This is a genomic window from Microvirga sp. 3-52, from assembly GCF_018383585.1.
Taxonomy (GTDB): domain Bacteria; phylum Pseudomonadota; class Alphaproteobacteria; order Rhizobiales; family Beijerinckiaceae; genus Microvirga.
Map to the genome: position 1 here is coordinate 197,696 of NZ_JAHAMK010000003.1, position 16,693 is coordinate 214,388.

17 protein-coding genes are annotated in these 16,693 nt (G+C 63.3%); 6 read left to right on the forward strand and 11 right to left on the reverse strand.

Features of this window, described 5'->3' with window-relative positions:
- Nucleotides 1-19 precede the first annotated feature (19 nt).
- Nucleotides 20-1,273, reverse strand: coding sequence for an MFS transporter (locus KHP60_RS04330; RefSeq protein WP_213562340.1), 1,254 nt, complete (start codon nt 1,271-1,273; stop codon nt 20-22).
- 357 nt (nt 1,274-1,630) lie between these two features.
- Here KHP60_RS04330 and KHP60_RS04335 point away from each other — a divergent pair, with 357 nt between their 5' ends.
- Both KHP60_RS04335 and KHP60_RS04340 read left to right on the forward strand, forming a co-directional pair.
- Nucleotides 1,631-1,939 carry a hypothetical protein gene (locus tag KHP60_RS04335; RefSeq protein ID WP_213562341.1) on the forward strand — a complete coding sequence of 103 codons (309 nt, stop codon included), beginning with the start codon at nt 1,631-1,633 and terminating at the stop codon, nt 1,937-1,939.
- Nucleotides 1,940-2,121: 182 nt separating this feature from the next.
- Nucleotides 2,122-2,970, forward strand: coding sequence for an SDR family oxidoreductase (locus KHP60_RS04340; RefSeq protein WP_213562342.1), 849 nt, complete (start codon nt 2,122-2,124; stop codon nt 2,968-2,970).
- A gap of 118 nt (nt 2,971-3,088) precedes the next feature.
- On the opposite strand, the gene KHP60_RS25430 is transcribed toward KHP60_RS04340, so the two are convergent.
- Complete coding sequence (locus KHP60_RS25430) at nt 3,089-6,457, reverse strand: PAS domain S-box protein (RefSeq protein ID WP_213562343.1); 3,369 nt, start codon at nt 6,455-6,457, stop codon at nt 3,089-3,091.
- 304 nt (nt 6,458-6,761) lie between these two features.
- Between KHP60_RS25430 and KHP60_RS04350 the strand changes: the two genes are divergently transcribed.
- A complete protein-coding gene (locus tag KHP60_RS04350) occupies nt 6,762-7,136 on the forward strand; it encodes a response regulator (protein ID WP_213562344.1) in 375 nt (124 codons plus the stop codon).
- A gap of 27 nt (nt 7,137-7,163) precedes the next feature.
- Here the strand turns inward: KHP60_RS04350 and KHP60_RS04355 are convergent, their stop codons facing one another.
- Together KHP60_RS04355 and KHP60_RS04360 are read right to left on the reverse strand one after the other, a co-directional pair.
- Nucleotides 7,164-7,505 (reverse strand): SemiSWEET family sugar transporter, encoded by a 342-nt coding sequence (locus KHP60_RS04355; RefSeq protein WP_213562345.1) that lies wholly within the window; start codon nt 7,503-7,505, stop codon nt 7,164-7,166.
- Nucleotides 7,506-7,508: 3 nt separating this feature from the next.
- Entirely contained in the window at nt 7,509-7,787 is a 279-nt protein-coding gene (locus KHP60_RS04360) for a SemiSWEET family sugar transporter (protein ID WP_213562346.1), read from the reverse strand.
- 199 nt (nt 7,788-7,986) lie between these two features.
- Between KHP60_RS04360 and KHP60_RS04365 the strand changes: the two genes are divergently transcribed.
- Nucleotides 7,987-8,253, forward strand: a complete 267-nt coding sequence (locus tag KHP60_RS04365) for a hypothetical protein (RefSeq protein WP_213562347.1) — start codon at nt 7,987-7,989, stop codon at nt 8,251-8,253.
- 19 nt (nt 8,254-8,272) lie between these two features.
- Here KHP60_RS04365 and KHP60_RS04370 read toward each other — a convergent pair whose 3' ends face one another.
- From KHP60_RS04370 to KHP60_RS04385, 4 genes are all read right to left on the reverse strand, one after another.
- Nucleotides 8,273-8,545 carry a hypothetical protein gene (locus KHP60_RS04370; RefSeq protein WP_213562348.1) on the reverse strand — a complete coding sequence of 91 codons (273 nt, stop codon included), beginning with the start codon at nt 8,543-8,545 and terminating at the stop codon, nt 8,273-8,275.
- Between the two features lie 151 nt (nt 8,546-8,696).
- Nucleotides 8,697-9,308, reverse strand: a complete 612-nt coding sequence (locus tag KHP60_RS04375; protein WP_213562349.1) for a YidB family protein — start codon at nt 9,306-9,308, stop codon at nt 8,697-8,699.
- Nucleotides 9,309-9,412: 104 nt separating this feature from the next.
- Nucleotides 9,413-10,465: a YsnF/AvaK domain-containing protein gene (locus tag KHP60_RS25010; RefSeq protein WP_249688488.1), complete on the reverse strand. Its 1,053-nt coding sequence runs from the start codon at nt 10,463-10,465 to the stop codon at nt 9,413-9,415.
- 75 nt (nt 10,466-10,540) lie between these two features.
- Nucleotides 10,541-10,903, reverse strand: coding sequence for a PepSY domain-containing protein (locus KHP60_RS04385; protein WP_213562350.1), 363 nt, complete (start codon nt 10,901-10,903; stop codon nt 10,541-10,543).
- A 178-nt stretch (nt 10,904-11,081) separates the two neighbouring features.
- Between KHP60_RS04385 and KHP60_RS04390 the strand changes: the two genes are divergently transcribed.
- Together KHP60_RS04390 and KHP60_RS04395 are read left to right on the forward strand one after the other, a co-directional pair.
- The gene (locus tag KHP60_RS04390) at nt 11,082-11,588 is read left to right on the forward strand and encodes a YsnF/AvaK domain-containing protein (protein WP_213562351.1); all 507 of its coding nucleotides are present in this window, start codon (nt 11,082-11,084) and stop codon (nt 11,586-11,588) included.
- 36 nt (nt 11,589-11,624) lie between these two features.
- Nucleotides 11,625-12,287: a DUF6766 family protein gene (locus KHP60_RS04395; protein WP_213562352.1), complete on the forward strand. Its 663-nt coding sequence runs from the start codon at nt 11,625-11,627 to the stop codon at nt 12,285-12,287.
- A gap of 1,737 nt (nt 12,288-14,024) precedes the next feature.
- On the opposite strand, the gene KHP60_RS04400 is transcribed toward KHP60_RS04395, so the two are convergent.
- The 3 genes from KHP60_RS04400 to KHP60_RS04410 all read right to left on the reverse strand — a co-directional run.
- Nucleotides 14,025-14,627: a recombinase family protein gene (locus KHP60_RS04400; RefSeq protein ID WP_213562353.1), complete on the reverse strand. Its 603-nt coding sequence runs from the start codon at nt 14,625-14,627 to the stop codon at nt 14,025-14,027.
- A gap of 1,157 nt (nt 14,628-15,784) precedes the next feature.
- Nucleotides 15,785-16,330 carry an SEC-C metal-binding domain-containing protein gene (locus KHP60_RS25795; protein ID WP_409366252.1) on the reverse strand — a complete coding sequence of 182 codons (546 nt, stop codon included), beginning with the start codon at nt 16,328-16,330 and terminating at the stop codon, nt 15,785-15,787.
- A 197-nt stretch (nt 16,331-16,527) separates the two neighbouring features.
- A partial coding sequence (locus tag KHP60_RS04410) for a transposase (protein ID WP_213562369.1) occupies nt 16,528-16,693 on the reverse strand: 166 nt, incomplete at its 5' end.

The following is a 16,693-nucleotide window of genomic DNA, read 5'->3' on the forward strand; positions in this document are numbered from 1 at the left end:
GGCGTGGTCCCGCAACGATCTACGTCTTCTGAAGTTCGCCGCTGCTCGTCACCTCGCTTCGGATGAGCTGATCCCGCCGGGCAAGTTCCGGAAACCAGAACCGCCATAGGCCCGCGATCATGATCGTGCCGACGCCGCCGATCACGACGGCAGGCGAAGCTCCCACCAGCCAGGCCAGCGTTCCCGACTCGAATTCTCCGAGTTCGTTGGAGGCCCCGATGAACACCGTGTTCACCGCCGCCACACGTCCGCGCAAATCGTCCGGCGTCTCCGCCTGAACCAGGGTCTGGCGCACGACCACGCTCACCATGTCGGCCGCACCGAGAATGGCGAGCAGCACCAGGGTCAGGCCGAAACTCGTGGACAATCCGAACCCCACCGTCGCCAGGCCGAAGACGCCCACCGCCTGGAGCATCCGCAGACCGGCCCGGCGGGCGAGGAGGGACGAGTGCGCCAGCACGACCGCCATGGTGACGGCGCCGACGGCCGGCATGGACCGCAGGAGGCCGAGCCCCCACGGTCCGACATGGAACACGTCGCGGGCGAAGATCGGCATCAGAGCCGTCGCCCCTCCGAGAAGGACGGCGAAGAGGTCCAGGGAGATCGCCCCGAGCAGAAGCGGCTTCGTCCGCAGGAAGACGAGGCCCGCGATGACCCGGGACCAGGTCACCGGCTCCCGCTTGACCTCGGCGGGGCGCAGGCGCAGGGCCGCGATGAGCAGGGCCGCCAGTCCGAAGCACACGGCGGAGCCCAGGAACGGCGCCGTGGGATCGACGGCATACAGAATGCCCCCGACCGCCGGGCCGCTGATGGTGGCCACCTGCTGGACCGAGGAATTCCACGCGATGGCGTTCGCCAGATCGCCCGTCGGCACCAGGGCCGGAACGATGGCCTGTGCGGCGGGATTGCCGAAGGCCCGGGCGGCCCCGAAGGCCACCAGGAGACCGTAGATCGGCCAGAGGCTCGGCACGCCCGCATGGATCTGCGCGAGCAGGCCGAACGAGGTCAGCATCATGGCCGAGAAGACCAGCATGAGGATCCCGCGCCGGCTGTACCGGTCCGCCACGAGGCCGGTCACGAGCACGAGCGCGATTGTGGGCAGGAAGGACGCGAGCCCGACCAGGCCGAGGTTGAGCGCGCTGCCGCTGGCATCGTAGACCAGCCAGGCGACCGCGACCGTCTGGATCTGAATGGCCAGTGCCATGGCGAACCGGGCCGCGCAGAACAGCCGAAAATCCCTGTGGCGGAAGGCCGCCCAGCCCCTGGATCCCATGTCCTGTCCCGACTCTCCCGCTTGGATGTGGCGCGGGTTTCTGTAGCGCATCGTGCGGAAAAGTGGACCCCGTTTCCGCTGACGCGCCCCTTCGGGTCCGCTCGGATGATGCGCTAGTGGAAGGATTGAGCATCGGATCGATCCCAAAAGGGGAAACCACTTTTTTGACCCCGATGCACAAGAGCATTTTTCCGGGAAGGGGATCCGCTTCGCCGGCAAGACATCGCCGCACGGCAAGGAGGGGAGGCGAACCCCGCGGGACGCGGCAACTCCCGCGCATCGGGCGGGTCGCTGTTAGGCTTCGAACCACACGTCCCTCGCCGAGGGACGCACCGAAAGGGCCGGCGAGATCCTGGGGTGGATCCTCTTGTCGCGTCCGATGGGCTTTCTCTCGACGACCCGCAGGACCGCGTCAGCGCAGGCCGCGTCCAGCTTTCGCTAGCGCCCTCTCAGAAGGGCCTCGAACTGGATGCGTTCCTTGATCCAGACCTCGCGATGCTCCTGCATTTCCTCCAGCACCGCATCGGCGAAGCGCTTGCGGTGCTCGTGATAGCACGGCGGGCCGAAGCCGCCCTGGCAGCGCCCCTGGCTGCGGCAGGCGCGCCGGCGGCAGCAGGTTTGCGGCACCTGGATTACGTCGGCCAGACGGCGCAGGGCGTTGCTTGAGGAAGCGTGCGCTCCTCGCGGAGTCCCCCATCGAAACGGCTCAAGTCCAGGTTCGTGAAGAGCATTGCGCGGGGCAGAGGATCGCTCGTGAGGCTGTCCGTTCGCTTTCCCGATCCCAACCATGGTTGGGGGAACTTCCCAGGTGTCCAACGATTGACGGGTTCCCGCACAGGAGCCCCCGCATGAGCCAGTCCGACCAGGAACACATCCAGCCACCCGGCACCGAGGCGGAGATGACGCCGCAGGCCGATCATGGCGAGACGAGTTACCGTGGCTGCGACAAGCTGACCGGCCGCGCGGCGGTGATCACGGGAGGTGACAGCGGGATCGGTCGGGCGGTGGCGATCGCCTATGCCCGCGAGGGCGCCGATATTCTGATCAGCTACCTGAACGAACAGGAGGACGAGGACGCCCGCGAGACCGCGCGCCACGTCGAGGCGGCGGGACGCCGCTGCGTGCTCGTGCCGGGTGACATCGCCGAGGCCGCGCATTGCCGGGCCATCATCGACCGGGCGATGAGCGAGTTCGGCCGCATCGACATCCTGGTGAACAACGCCGCCTTCCAGCGTACATACGGGGCTCTGGAAGACATTCCCGACGAGGAATGGAGCTACACGTTCCGCACCAACATCGAAGCCATGTTTCACCTGGCCAAGGCTGCCGTTCCCCACATGCGACCGGGCTCATCCATCATCAACACGACATCCATCCAGTCGGACAAGCCCAGCCCCATGCTTCTGGCCTACGCCTCGACCAAGGGCGCCGTCTCCAACTTCACGGCCGGCTTGGCCCAGATGCTGGGAGGCAAGGGCATTCGGGTGAATGCGGTCGCACCAGGCCCGATCTGGACGCCGTTGATCCCCTCCACCATGCCGGACGAGAAGGTGAAGAGCTTTGGTCAGGACACGCCGCTGGGCCGTGCCGGCCAGCCGAGCGAGCTGGCCGGAATCTACGTTCTGCTCGCCTCCGACGAGGGCAGTTACATGACAGGCGGCATCTACGCCGTGACCGGCGGAACTCCGCTCCTGTAGGGGAGTAGGGGGAGGCCGGCCAAGGCTGACGACAGGACGGCATCTCCCGCGACCCGTACCTTGGGGAGCAACCGGTGATCCCGGTTGCCGAAGACCGGCGCCCTTTACAGCATCGGTCTCATTCGTCCCGGATGATCGACCGGATCCTCTGCGCGAGCGCATCGACGGCAAACGGCTTCGTGATCATCTGCATGCCGGGTTTCAAAAAGCCCGCCGCCAGGGTGGCATTCTCGGCATAGCCCGTGATGAACAGAATCTTGAAGTCGCGACGGCGCTCCCGGGCGGCGTCGGCGAGCTGGCGCCCGTTCAGGCCCGGCAGACCCACGTCGGTAATCAGGAGGTCGATGCGCCGCCGGGACTGGAGGATCTTCAGCCCCTCCGGTCCATCCGCCGCCTCCAGCGTCCGGTAGCCGAGGTCCTCCAGCACTTCGATGATCAGGCTGCGCACCACCGGCTCGTCCTCGACCACCAGCACGGTCTCGCCGGACTCGGCGCGCGGCGCCTCGGCAAGCGTCGAGGCCTCGATCTCCGCGTCCGTTTCGCCGCGATAGCGCGGCAGGTAGATCTTGATCGTGGTGCCCTGATCCACCTCGCTGTAGATCTTCGCGTGACCCTCCGACTGGCGGGCGAACCCGTAGACCATCGACAATCCAAGTCCGGTCCCCTGACCGATGGGCTTCGTCGTGAAGAACGGATCGAACGCGCGCTCGATCACGTCCCGCGGCATGCCCGTTCCCGTGTCGGTCACGCAGATGCAGACATACTGGCCGGGCTTCACGTCCCGCTGCGCCGCGATGTAGGCCTCGTCCAAGTGGGCGTTGCAGGTCTCGATCGTGAGCTTGCCGCCGTCCGGCATCGCGTCGCGGGCGTTGATGACGAGATTGAGAAGCGCACTCTCCAGCTGATTGGGATCGCAGAGCGTCGGCCAGAGACCTCCCGCCAGCACGACCTCCAAGGTCACCGTCTCGCCGACGGTGCGGCGGAACAGGTCCTCCAGCGAAGCGACGAGCGCGTTCGCCTGCACGGGCCTGGGATCGAGGGGCTGGCGGCGCGCGAAGGCGAGCAGGCGGTGCGTGAGGGTGGCGGCGCGGTTGGCGGAGGTCGTCGCCGCAGTGATGTAGCGGTCGACGGTCTCGAGGCGTCCCTGCGAGACGCGGGTCCGCAGCATGTCGAGGGACCCCACGATCCCGGTCAGCAGGTTGTTGAAGTCGTGGGCGATGCCGCCCGTGAGCTGGCCGACCGCCTCCATCTTCTGGGACTGCCGAAGGGCCTCTTCGGTCTGACGCAGCGCTTCCGCGGCCGCTCGCTCGGCGGTGATGTCGCGGCCGATGGCGTAGAACAGTCCCTCCTTGGGCACCGCCGTCCACGAGATCAGGCGGTAGCCGCCGTCCTTGGCGCGGAAGCGGTTCTCGAAGCGCAGGGTCTGGGCACCGTGGTCAAGGCTCGCAAGCTCCGCGAGCGTGCTGTCGACGTCGTCTTGATGGATGAGCCCAAGGAAGTTGCTGGCAAGCAGCTCCTCCTCGGACCAGCCGAGCATCGTCGTCCAGGCCGGGTTGACGGCGACGAGCGTTCCGTCCGAGCGGCATACATCCATCAGGTCCGTGCTGAGCTGCCAGATCTGATCCCGTTCCCTGGTGCGCTCCTCGACCTGAGCCTCCAGGGTTTCGTTGAGGCGCCGCAGAGCTTCCTCGGCGCGCCGGCGTTCCTCGATCTCACGCTGGCCCTTCTGGAACAGGCGGGCGTTGTCGATGGCCACGGCGGCTCCCGCGGCGAGCCCGGATATGAGCCGCTCCGAACGCTTGTGGAAGACCCCCGTTTGCGCATGTCCGAAGAACAGGCCGCCGATCACCTCACCGGACCGGGAAGCCACAGGCACGGCCAGGTAGCTGCGAACCGGCAAGTGCCCTTCCGGCATGCCTCGATGGGGCTCCGAGCGTCCGTAGGCCGGATCCTGGGTGATGTCGTCCGAGCGAACAATGCGCTCACCGCTGAAGGTCGGGCCGAACACCTTCGTGTTGCGGGGCATCGGGAACTTCGAGAACGCCTCGCGCGGAACGCCCGAGATGGCATAGAGCATGTAGCTCTCGCCGGCCTCGTTCTCCACGTTGTAGAAGAACGCCCCGAACTGGGCTCCGGTAAGCTCCACGCCCGCGTCGGTCACACGCTGAACGAGCCGCTCGAGGTCGTGCTCCGACGCGGCCGCGGCGAGCGCCGTGTTGAGGATTTCCAGGGCGCGGGTTTCTTCCCGCAGGGCGTCCTGGCTGGACCGGCGCTCCGAGATGTCCTCGGTGCTGCCGTACCATTTGACGATTTCCCCCTCCGGTCCACGCCGCGGAAAGGCGCGCGAATGCATCCAGCGGTAGGTGCCATCGCGCATGCGGGCGCGATGCTCGATATCGTAGGGCTCGCCGCTCGTGAACGCATGGGTCCATGCCTCGATCGAGGGGCCGAGATCGTCCGGATGGATGGCCTCAGCCCATGTGCCGCCGAGCCCGCTGGTTCCGGTCCAGTCCTGCCAGCGCTGGGCGACGCGATCGAGCTGGCCGTCGGGGCGGGCCGTCCAGGTGACCTGCGGGTTCAGCTCCACCGTATGGCGATAGTGATCTTCCGCCTCGCGAAGCTGGGCGTCCGCACGCTTGCGCTCGGTGATGTCACGGTAAAAGACCGCCAGACCATCGGGAGCCGGATAGGCCCGGATCTCGGTCCAGGCCTCCCGCCCGTCAGGCCACGTGTACCTGCTCTCGAAGGCGGCGGGAACGCGCTCGGCCATGGTTCGCCTGTAGAACTCGCCCAACCGCGAGTTCTCGGTGTTGGGCCAGATCTCCCAATGGGTGCGCCCGATGATCTCGGACTCGGGCCGCATGTCCAGCCTCAGAGCCGCCGGGTTGATCCTGAGGATCCGAAACTCCCGGTCGAGCAGGATGAAGGCCTCGTCCATGCCGTCGAGCACGCCCCTGGCCCGCTCCTCGCTCTCCCGCAGCGCACGCTGGCCGAGGACCTTGCCGGTCGTCTCCGTGGCGGCACAGAACATGCCGGCAATCGCGCCGACGTCATCCCACACGGGATTGTAGGAGAAGCTGAACCAGGCATCCTCGCGGTAGCCGTTCCGCTCCATCGGGATCAGCAGATCCTCGTGCCAGCTCGCCTGCCCGGACAGGGTCTGGTCGACCAGGGGCCTGATCTGCTCCCAGATGTCGGACCAGACAACGGCGAACGGGCGCCCGAGCGCATCGGCATGCTTGGCGCCGAAGATCGGGATGTAGTCGTCGTTGTAGAGGAAGGCGAGTTCGGGGCCCCACACGATGAACATGGGCTGCTTGGCGTTCAGGACCATCCGCACGAGCATCCGCAGCGGCCGTGGCCAGGTCTCGGGCTCTCCCAGCGGCGAACCCGACCAGTCATGCGAACGCATGCGGGCACCCATCTCCCCGCCGCCCGAGAGGAAGTCGCGATCGGTGGCGGCTAGCCGTGGGTTTCTATCGTGCATCGGCATTCCGGCTGGAGACTGGGGCAAAGCGGGTTTGAACGTGGCCGGGAGGCCTGGGCAACGGAGTGCGATCTAGGGCGACACGATGCATGCTGCAACGGGTGTCTTGTCGCTCCCCGTCGCGGGGGCCGTTGGGGCCGGTGAGCGGAACCGGACTATCGCCCCTGATGATCCGGGCTTGAGATGATACAAGTCATCGACGGCACGAAACAGAAGCTTGGCCGTCTGGATCGGCGAGCAGCAATCGAAATGGTCGCAAGCCGTGTCTTGATCCTCCTCGCGTCCAGGCTATTTCCCAGCCAGCATGCAACCATCAAGTCCCTCACTCCCTCTTGTCCTTGTCGTCGAGGATGATCCCATGGTCCGCGCCATGGCGGTGGACGCTCTCGAGAACGACGGCTTCGAGGTGCTCGAGGCGCCATCCGCCGATTTTGCCGCGACCCTGCTGGAAGCCAGACGCGACATCGGCGTGGTGTTCACGGACATCACGATGCCTGGGACGCTCAACGGCTATGATCTGGCCCGCCTGGTCCGGAGGACTTACCCGCATGTCCATGTCGTGGTCTCTTCCGGCGCCCTGCCGCCCGGGTTCAGCGGCGAGGCACCGGACGCGCGATTTGTTCCCAAGCCCTACCGCATGACGGAAATCGTGCGGATCATCCGCGGGATGGGCGCCTGACATGAGGAGCGGCCACGTGAGCCGGGCTCAACCCGCGACGGGTTCAGCCCGGCGTGAGTCCTTTGCGTCCGGTTGGTCCCCGTGGCGTTCGTCGCCGGCAGGCTGCGTCCGGGAGCCGCGGACCTTCAGGACCAGGATGACGATACTCAACACCAGGCCGAGAGCACTGAAGATCAGCACGGGCAGGCTGCCGAGGGCATAGCCGTAGACCGTCCAGAGCAGCAGCCCGAAGGTGCGTACCGCGAACATGCGCAGCGAGATGGCGGCTACGTCGCCGGTCCGGCAGCATTTCACGACCTGCGGCACGAAGCTGTAGAGGCCGATGCAGCCGGCCGCGGATCCAATCAGGGTCGAGAGCGATACATCCATGAATCAGTGCTCCCGAGCTGCCTTCGGGCCGCGCAGCTTCAGCACCAGGATGAGGCCGGCAAGAACGACGTTGACGACGTTGAACAGGATGACCGGCACGCTGGTGATCATCAGCCCGTGCACGATCCAAAGCCCGTATGCGATCAGCGATGCCACGTACATGCGTTTCGAGATCGCCTCCATGTCTCCCTCGCGCCAGGCCTTGAGCACCTGCGGCACGAAGCTGAAGCTGGTGCACAATCCCGCTGCCAGGCCCAAGGCCGTCAGCCACCATGTCTGCATGTTCCGCGCTCCACTGGAATGAACGTCGTCAACTGACGTGGCGGAGGGAGGGTTCCAGAGATATGTGGTCTTGCGAATGGGGAACTCCGCCCCGATGATTGATTGCCCCAGCGCGGTTGCCTCCGCACGAGATCAACCGCACATCTTCATCAACGCTTCTTCGCGGAAGATCACGCGGATGGGCCGCCCGGAGGTTTGAATGAGTGAGATGGGCGAGGGCATTTCGATGGTCGTCTTCGTCTACGGCATGGCCATTGTCCTTGGGGTCGGCAAGGCCTGCACCCTGCTGATCTGGCGCACCCTCCCGCAGTCACGACCAGGGTTGCGCCGGGAGGCGATGGAAGCCTGGCAGCGCTGGACACGGCGAACATCCCTCAAAGAGGCAACGGATCAGCCATCCGGTGATCACACCCCTCAGACGCAGACGTCTGCACAGGAAGCGCGGGACGGCTCGCGTCAACCCTGATCCCGCGCGGCTGGGCGGCCTACTTGCGCTTGTCGTTGTCGTAGACGTTGGTGCGGCCGGTCGGCGTCCCGGAGGTGGACGAAGTGTCGGTCGTGTGTGCAGTCGTGGTCCGCGACCGCCCGCGCATGAAGTACCAGACGAGGCCGGCAATGATCGCCAGCCCGATGATGATCCACAACCAAGGGGCGCCGCTGTCGGTGGCCTCGGGGGCAGCGGGCGGCGTGGCCTGGGCAAGGGCCGCATCGACCGTCCCGAGCGCTACGATCATGAAGACGGGGAACCTGTTGAGCATCATTGTCTCCTGTGCCCGCAAGAACTGCGGATCAACGTTGGCCGTAAGCCCGCGTTCCGCTGACATGGCCGGCTGTAGGGTCTTCATTGCTCGGACAATCACTCCTGCGCTGTTCCCGCAATCGTTCTACCGCCCTGCAATGCTCTCATCGTCAAACCCAGCGGGTGGAGACCTCTTGCTCCGTCGGCAGGCGGCCGTCCGGTGTGAATTGGTCAACCGCGTCGGGCAGCTCCTCCGAGAGTTCGGAGAGGAGTTGCTGGCGTGGAAGTCCGGTCTGTTGCTCCAACTCGTCGAGCGTGTCCGGCCCGAGCGCCTGCGAGAGCTCGTCCGGTGCGAGCCGCCGGTTCTGACCGGTGTTGACCCACGAATCCACCTGATCGCCATAGCCGTTCTGGCGGAACTGATCGAGCAGGCCACCTAGGCCGCCCCCGGCCTGACCGCCGCCTCCACCGAGCAGACCACCCAGCAAGCCGCCCAGTCCTCCCGGAAGCGCGCTACCAAGGCCGCCCGGCATTCCGCCACCGGGACCGCCGCTCTGGCCGCCGAGCATCCCGCCCAGGCCGCCGCCCTGGCCACCCAGGATGTCCCCGAGGCCGCCACCGGAGGCGCCGCCTTGCGAACCGGAGCGGTGCTGCTGGAAGGCCTTGGCCGCCAGAAGCATCATCAGCGCCTTGACGATCGGCGAGGTTGCTCCGCCGCGCTCCTGCGCCGAGGCGCCCCCGGCGCCCATCATGTTTCCGAGGATCGAGTCGAGCAGTCCCATCGTAACCTCCTGTTACGCACCATCTCACGGTGCAGCGTCATGACCCGGACTAAGCAGCCGCGATCAGAGAGAAGCCCGGCCGGAGCCGGGCTTCTGCGGGATCGTTAGCGATTTCGATCGGTCGGGTTGCCCGTGGTTCCCGTGCGCGAAATTTGATTCCCACGCTCGTCCTCCACGTCCACCTCGGTCTTGCGCACCGTGTCGGAGATCGTTTCCGTGCGCTGGTCGGCTTCCTTGCGGACCACCACTTCCTCCACGACGCGGGCCTCCTTCGAGACCACCGCCTCCTCGGCGCGCTCTTCCACCTCGATGGTGCGCTCCTGGAACGGATCGTTGCCGATGGCGCCGGCCTGGGTGGTGCCGGACACCGGACGCCGCTCCACCTGCACATGCTCCTCGCGCAGGTTCACCTGCTCCTGCACGGGACGCTCGACGATCCGGGAGTGGAGGCGGACCCGGCCGCGGTTCACCTCACGCTTGCCGACGTGCAGTTCCTCCTCCGCGACGGGGATCACCTCGTCGGCCCGATCAGCGGTGGAAGAGACGCGGTCAGTCAGCCCGGACGAGCCCGTTGCAGTGGTGGCGCTCGCAGTGGTGGCGCTGGCGCCCGTCCATCCCTCGGAGCGCCAGGTATTCTCGCGCTCCTCGAAGTCTACCGTGCCCTCGTCGTCGAGAATATCGACGATCCGTTCAACGTCCGCGTCGGAGGCGCGCACCGTCACCAGGGCGCCGCCGCGGCGAATGCCCTCGGCATAGGCATGGGCATCGTTCTCGTCCACGCCGGCATCGACCAGCGCGCCAGCGATGCCGCCTAAGGCCGCACCGGCCCCGGCACCCACGAGGGTGGATACGAGCCATCCGGCCGCGACCACCGGGCCGAGTCCCGGGATGGCCAGCATGCCGAGACCGGCCAGAAGGCCCGCGCCGCCGCCCGCCAGCGTGCCGACCGTCGCGCCCGTGCCGGCGCCGTCACTGACGTCGTCATGATGGTTGGTGCCGTCGAAGGTGCGGCTTGCGTGAGACGAGTAGCGATCACCTTCGTTGCTGGCGACGAGGCTCACGTCGCGATGCGCGATCCCGGCGGATTCCAATCGGCGGACAGCCTCGGCCGCGTCCTCGTAATTGTCGAAGAATGCCGTGATGGTCTTGCTGGTCATGATCGTTTCACTTTCTCGGTTGGGGTTGAGTGGCGCGTCGTCGTGATTGTTCGGTGAAGTACGTTCCGTATCGGCTTACTGGGCCTGCACGGTGCCCTTGTAGTCGATGGCCACACTGACGGATTTGCCGTCACGCTCCGCCTTGCCGCGCCAGATGCCCTGATCGTCCTTGCGCAGCTCGGCGACGTTCCTGAAACCTTGCGCCTCGATGCGGGAGCGCGCCTGCGCTTCCGTGAAGCTGTTGGAACCGGGCTCGACGGTGCCGGTGGTCTGCGGGCTGTCCGCGGGCTTGTGGGTGACGGCCGGATTGGATGCGCCGTTGCTGGTCGTCGGCTGCGCGGTCGAGGAGCCGGTGCCTTGGGGGGACGTGGATTGGGCAACGGCGGTCGTGGCAAGAGCCGAGACGACGGCGAGGGTTGCGAAGCCGAGGCGTATCAAAGTGCTTCTCCTATGAATCAAACACGTAGGGCTCAATGTGTGACCAGCGCGACGGTTCCGAATGTCAGGCTTGAGGAGAAAAGCTGTTCCTGCCGGCGAGCCAAGCCCTGAAGCGCTCCTTTGACACTGGAACTCCGGCTCCCAGGGTCCGTTGGTTGTCGTTCAGATGGGAAGATCAATGGCAAACCCAATCAAAGGCCCGGACGACCAGGAGCAGGTGCCTGTTCTTGACGATGCCTTGAGGAGCAGCCCGCAGGATCTGTCGGAGGAGGTGATCCCTCTCGTCGACGAGACTGCCGCAATCGGCAAGCAGCAGGTGGTGACGGGACGCGTGCGCGTGCGGACGGTCACCGATACGATCGAGGAGGTTGCGCAAGCCGACTTGCTGCGGGAGGACGTAGAGGTCACGCGCGTACCCATCGACAGGGTCGTCGACGCCCCACCGCAGATCAGGACCGACGGCGACGTGACGATCGTGCCGGTGCTCGAGGAGGTGCTCGTGGTCGAGAAGCGTCTCGTGCTCAAGGAGGAACTGCACATCCGGCGCCGCATCGCCACCGAAACTGTCGAGGTGCCGGTGACCTTGCGTAAGCAGCGGGCCATCGTGGAGCGTGACACTCCAGAGAGCTTGAGCAGCGATGAGGAGACGACAGGAAGGGAAACCGAAAATCGCGTTCCGCGTTGACTAACCGTAGCAGTTCGCCAGCGTGAGGGTAGGTGTATGCGTCGGTTCTTGCGGGACAATGGATTGTCGGTCACATTGTTTTTCCTGTTCGCAGTCTCGCTTGCCGGCCAGGCAATCACGGGCTGGAGAGCACACGCCGAAGAGCTTCGCCTCCATGAACTCCCGACGATCGGCTTCCTCGCGTACATGGGGAGCAGCCATTTCATTTCGGCCGTGTTCGAGAACTGGGAGAGCGAGTTCCTCCAGATGGCCACCTACGTGCTGCTGACCGTCTTCCTTTTCCAGAAAGGCGCGTCCGAGTCCAAGAAACCGGATGAGGGCAATCCGGAGGATGAATCCCCGTCGGCCAAACGCGACGATCCGGAGGCCCCTTGGCCCGTCCATCGCGGCGGCCTGCTGCTCAAGCTCTACTCGCATTCGCTCAGCATTGCGCTGGTGGCGCTGTTCATGCTGTCCTTCTGGCTGCACTTGGCGGGCAGCACGCGGCGGATGAACGAGGAGGCTCTCTGGCACGGGCAGCCGACACAGACGATGGCCGAGACGCTCACTGACGCGGAGTTCTGGTTCGAGAGCTTCCAGAACTGGCAAAGCGAGTTCCTGTCGATCGGCGTGCTCCTGGTGCTCGGCATCTACCTGCGTGAACGCGGCTCGCCCGAGTCCAAGCCTGTGGGGTCTCCCCATGCTGCAACCGGGCACTGACGGGATCGGCAAGCGGGCATTCAGACAGGCTTTCGATGGCCGATTGGGTCTGCGTCAGCCTCTTGCCCGGATCGTTCGCAGGGAGGTGAGAGCGTGCAACGACGGCTCCGGCCATCGCGATCGCGACCATTACGCCGATCCATGCCCCTAAAGGGCCTGTCCGGGAATGAGGTCCGCAGGACCGGCGTGACGATGTCGGTGACGGTGACGAGGGATTGAATCGCTCCCATGATAATGCCCTGCCGTTGTCGTGGAGCATGCACCGAGAGTGCCGCCGCGAATGTCGGCCGCGCGAGCGCTACGCCGGTGCTGATGCAGAGAATGGCAAGGGAGAGCGTGGCAATCATCGTCGCCAGACCTGCCGTCACATAATCGACCGACAGGGTTCCGAAGACGAGGCCGATCAGGCCCCGTTCACTGAGCGAGCAGGGGCTTGTACGAGGAGGTGCTATCGAGCGTCTAAGATTTAGATAATGGCGGAGGGAGCGGGATGAGACGCAGGCCTGCCATTTTCCTTATGCCACCGTGAGTCTCGGGACCTTCATTACGGGTAACACCGTGTGACCAACAATCAAGGTCGCAGACGGGTAGTAGTCCCCCGTCATAGCGGTCAAGCTTCATGTTGCCGTTCGGCATCAACCCTTTAGGTCGGCACCTGGATCGGAGCAGCCATCTCCTGGTCACCAGAGACGGGCCGGTCTCCCCAGTTTTGGTGGAACTGAGGGGATTTGCTGCTCGACATGCTGACCTACGGGCTGGACGAGTCGGGATGGGTAGGGCTGCGCAGTATGAGCGGTAGGGGTCCATGCGATCAAATCTGGCATGATCACTGTGACTGATGAGGCAATTAAATATCGACTTCTGGTCGCCCAGTGTGGGATACTAAATAACAGTGATGGCTTGCCATCACCTTATATGGCTCAGGAGTAAGATCGGGGTGACTCCGCCCCACACCGCAAACCGGGACATGATACGAGGCGATGAGGCAGATGAAGCTGCCAGCCGCAGACCGGCCAGCGAGGAGAGCCCCGACCGAGACGGACATCCCGCCCATGATGGTAGGTGAGTAACGGCTGCTCGGTGAAGGATCGACCAGATCGCTTCACAAGAAGGCATTGATCAAGAGGATACGCGTGTCCTGAACATCTGACGCCGTATCCGCGTATGTCCGATCCTCGCATTGTCGAGACATACGAGCTTCGAATTCCCCAATTCGATAACCGTTGAGGTCACCAAGGACCACCCGAAGCACAAGACGCAGAAAATGGAAAAGGCCCCATGTGCGCATTCCTGCACCATCCCAAAGCTTCACCCGATTAGGTGGGTCTGACCAGGAAGGGGCTGCAATAAGCTGGCACCGGGCAACCGCCAGCCGCCGAGTAAGATCGGCTACGTGGCTAATGCGGAGAGTAATGACTCAGGCAGAGTTCCCTCTCATTCATTCCCCTTGTTCTAGGCGCTTTGCTGAGCGTCCAGAACAGGGGGAGAAAAGAGATTCGATCTAGGCAGAAGCGACCTCATATGGCTTGAGCCGAGAAAGAAAGGCTGATGCCCTGAAGTGCGAACGATCACGAGCACGGCGAGTGATCGAGAGCGACGCAGGGCATCAGCAGGCCAGGACGCGTCAGCAGTTCTGGCCTCCAGGACATGAGTTTGCCCATAGGCACACGTGACGATCACGGTCCTCGCACGGCTCTTTCAACCGTCTCTGACCGTCCAAAAGATGTTGAGGTCTGATTATGCGGCCTCGGCGGGTGCTATGGCTTCGCGCTGTCCGGCTCGAAGGGCTGCGTAATAGCTGCTTTTGCTGATGCCCAGGACTCGACAGGTCTCCGGCACCGTGGTGTTCGGATCATCGTGTGCAAGCATGACCTGCCGGATCATAGCTGATGTGATCTTTGGCGGGCGGCCAAAACGAACTTTGCGCTGACGAGCGATAGCCCGGCCTGCCTCGCTGCGCTCCAGAAGGAGGTTCCGTTCGAACTCGGCCAGGACAGCCAGCACACCGACAACCATCTTGCCGGTGGCCGTGCTTGTGTCGATGTGGTCCATCACGGAGACGAGCTTGGCTCCTTTGGCCTCGATCTCCTCGACGATCTGGAGCAGGTGAAGCTGGGAGCGGGCGAGCCGGTCGAGGCGATAGACTGTGGCTTGATCGCCCGGACGGAGTTGATCGAGCATGCGACGAAGTTCGGTCCGATCTCGCTTCGCCCCTGACGCCTTCTCCCGGTAAATGTCCCGATCATCGACACCGGCACGGATCAGAGCATCGAGTTGAAGGGACCAGTCCTGGTCAGAGGTTGAGACGCGCGAGTACCCGAACTTCCGACCACTACCCATCCAGAAACTCCCGTGTAGTTTGAGAGGATTCTCGCACGGACTTTCTCGACTGCCAACGCCTTGTACTCTCGTCGGCGGAGCAGCAGTCCAGAAACTGAAGAGTTTACGGACTGATGTGGCGAAGCGGGTCTCACGATCCGGGCTCACTGAGGCCGGAACCCGAAGGTCTGATAGCGAAGGGCCAACGGCTTTCGACTAAGCAAGGGTGTCCAGACGTGACTTGGGCGATGATCCTGGCGAGAGCCGCCAAAGCATTTAGGCCTCATCACGGCACTATCGCTTAGCCATAGTCATATTCGAAGATAAGCTGAAAGCAGAAAGAGGGAAAGGAACGTGATGAGTAGCGCATTCCTGAACATTAAGCGTCATTTAGCGCTAAAGTCTGGACAGATTAACTGAGTGGCCTACTACGTGATGGCCTCTCCATCTATCGCACGGAGATGAAACATAATTGTCTCATGGGGACAAATACGGTTTCTTTCCCCAGAAGCTACACTAAGACTGCGCCGCGAGAGACTTTTGATTTTATCGGAATCGGCTAAAAGGATGCGGTTTCGCTCGATCCCCCGAAGGACTGACCAATGTCCTTCCTGTTGACTCCATTCAATCCCAATAATGACACCCGAGTAGTGCTCTGCCCAAATTTTGCTTACCTCATATAAGAAGTCGGTCACTGTTCTAAATCGCCTGTCCTTGAATGGTCGGCGTACTTCAATAGTTAACCCGCATTCTTGCAGCATGAACTTTGATGCATGGCGACACAGCTTCTCTAGCTGGAAGACATCCATACCATCCAGAAGAATATCAGCGCGATTTGACTTCGGGACACTGTCCACAAGATGCCTAAATAAAACTCGCGCGACTTCGTCCGTAAATGACCTAGTCTGAAGCAAATGGATCAGTGCATTGATTATCGAGTAGATTCCGCAGAGGCCATCTAAATGCCCCTGCTCAAACCGGCGCAACATACTTCCTCCATACATAAGCTGCCGCTGCGGGTACTCTCAAGGTAACAGGAGCTTGGGGTCGCCTATAGAAGAGCACTGGGCGTCTCGTCCCACGTTCTGCCATCAAGATTACACCTAGTCCAACTCTTCACGGGTCCACCCCACTGCTTGAAGTGGAACGCTACTCTAGCCCATCGGCTCATTCGGCCGTCACTGGCTTAACGGCAGACAGCAAACCTTGAACTTTTTACCCGATCCGCAAGGACATAGGTCGTTTCTTCCTACATCCTTCTTTGCTGAAGCGATAAATCTCGCTCGGTCGGATTTATGTTTCGGGAGGTAGCGGAGCATTGAGGAACTTAATTGGCCTTTGGTTAGCCGAGCTAGATCATCATCGGAGAAAGGGACTTGGGGCAGGCGATCAAGCTGCTCCTTAATCTTTGCCGCACATGCGCAAACCAACTTCGAAGTCTGAACGATGGACGTGGCTGTATGTGGTGATGGGTACGCCAATGTCGTCGCAACCGCAGGGACAGGCATAACTATCTGGTCTCCGGTTCTGAGGGTAACGACACGGGTGGTCCGCATCCCGCGACCAAATAGGCGGTGCCCGGAACCGTTATGATGGCAGATATTCGACAAAAAATCGTAGTCGTTGATGACACTGTCGAAGCCCTGCTCCTTTGAAAGATGCTCCATTGCAGGGAGAATCCTAATAGGTTTGAAGGCGCTTTCCGAGACCCGCTGCTCCCTCATGAACTTCGCGACCTCGGGGTCCGATGACGAATAGCGGCCCCGGATGAGCGCCGTGAAAAAACGCAGGCCGCGACCGTTCCAATCTCGTAGATCAGTCTTCAAAATCTCTTCGAGATCGCGGTAGATCGAGTTTGTCGTTGCGGCGAGTTCCAGGATGTAGCGCGCTAAGAGGCTGACTCAAAAAGACTTGTGGTGTTTCAGGGTCTTGCGAGCCGTCTTGTCAGCATCCGGATATGAGCGATGAAGACCCAAGCCACCGCACTTTCAATGGAGGCTTCGAAGTCCTTGGCCAGGCGGCGGCAGCGTCCAAGCCAACCGAAGGTTCGCTCCACGACCCAGCGGCGCTTGAGGGCCGCAAAGCCT